The organism is Actinocrinis puniceicyclus (assembly GCF_018283645.1).
Lineage (GTDB): Bacteria > Actinomycetota > Actinomycetes > Streptomycetales > Catenulisporaceae > Actinocrinis > Actinocrinis puniceicyclus.
This window is the reverse complement of sequence record NZ_JAGSXH010000304.1, coordinates 1-1,614: the sequence shown is the minus strand read 5'-3', so window position 1 is coordinate 1,614 and position 1,614 is coordinate 1. Positions and strand designations below refer to the sequence as shown.

Below are 1,614 nucleotides of genomic sequence, written 5' to 3'. Positions count from 1 at the left end.
CAATGCCACTTAGCTTGATGGGTTCAGGGCTCTGATCAGGTTGTTTCCACTGGTTTCGGGGTCGGGGCGGTAGCGTTCGGGGGTGAGTTCGAGTGCTGAGCCGATTGCGCCGTTGACGGACATGCTGGGGGTGGGTCTGCTGACCGCCTCGGTGTCGCGGATCGTGGTGGACGAGGCGGTGGAGGGGTGCGGCCGGGGTGCGAAGCGCTCCGGCGGGGCGTTGCCGCCGCACCTGATGGTGTACTTCGCGATGGCGATGGCGCTGTTCGCCGAGGAGGACTACCAGGGGGTGATGGCCAGGATGGCCGAGCCGCTGCGCTCGTGGGGCGGGTGGGATCCGGCCTGGGCGCCGCCGACCTCCGGCGGGATCACCCAGGCCCGCGCACGGCTGGGGTTCGAGCCGGTGAAGCAGGTGTTCGAGCATGTGGCGCGGCCGGTGGCCACCGCGCTGACGCGGGGGGCGTGGCTGCGGCACCGGCGGCTGGTGTCGATCGACGGCATGGTGTTCGACCTGCCGGACACGAAAGCCAACACCGAAGCCTTCGGCAAGCCCTCCGGCGGGGCGTTCCCGCAGGCCCGGGCGACCACCCTGGTGGAGTCCGGATCGCACTGCGAACTGGGGGCGGTGATCGGCGGCGTGGCCGGCAAGGGCACCGGGGAGCGCAGCGCGGCCGCCGAGCTGATCCCGCTGCTGGATGAGGACATGCTGTTCACCGCCGACCGCGGCTTCTACTCCTTCGACCTGTGGTGCCGGGCCGCTGACACCGGGGCCGGGCTGTTGTGGCGGATCGGCGACACGATGGACCTGCCGGTGGTGGCCGACCTGGGCGACGGCTCCTACACGACGCTGGTGTTCGACCCCGCCGCCCGGACCCCGGCCAGGTCCCGGCTGCTTCAGGCCGCCCGCGCCGGCGCCGACCTGGAACACGAGCGCGACCGGTGCCGCCTGGTGCGGGTGGTGGAGTACTACGTCGATGACCGCGGCGGCGCCGATCGCGCCGACAAGGAACTGCTCTGCCTGATCACCAACCTGGTCGACCCCCGTGACGCACTGCCCGGGGAGCTGGCGGTCGCCTACCACGACCGGTGGGAACACGAGGGGGCGAACGCGCAGATCAAGACCCAGCTGCGCGGGCCGGGGAAGATCCTGCGGTCCCGCAGCCCGGACATGGTCCGCCAGGAGATCTACGGCTACCTGCTCACCCACCACGCCATCGCCGCCCTGATCTGCACCGCGGCGACCGACACCGACACCGACCCGGACCGGATCAAGTTCAAGAACACCGTCCGCCTGGCCCGCCGCCGGATCACCGATCCGGCGGCCTTTTCCCCCTGAGGGCCGGGTACGGCTGCACACCGAGGCCACCGCCGAGATCACCGCGCCGGCCAACCTCAACCCACCCCGCCGCCACCGCTCCTACCCCCGCCAGATCAAGCGCGCCCGCCACAACTCCTACAAGGTCCGCACCGCCGACTACACCGGGGTCCGCCACGCCGGGCCGCCCACCATAGACCTCGTCAACCTCAAACCCCTGATACCCGAACCGGTCCGCGCGCCGTCCCAGCCGACATCCCTGCAGCTCGCAGCCTAGATCATCAAGCTAAGTGGCATTG

Annotated in this window: 1 protein-coding gene; it reads left to right on the top strand. The window is 70.8% G+C overall.

Going from position 1 to position 1,614, the window contains the following annotated elements:
• Nucleotides 1-82: 82 nt before the first annotated feature.
• Complete coding sequence (locus KGA66_RS28925) at nucleotides 83-1,336, top strand: IS4 family transposase (protein WP_211472770.1); 1,254 nt, start codon at nucleotides 83-85, stop codon at nucleotides 1,334-1,336.
• Nucleotides 1,337-1,614 lie beyond the last annotated feature (278 nt).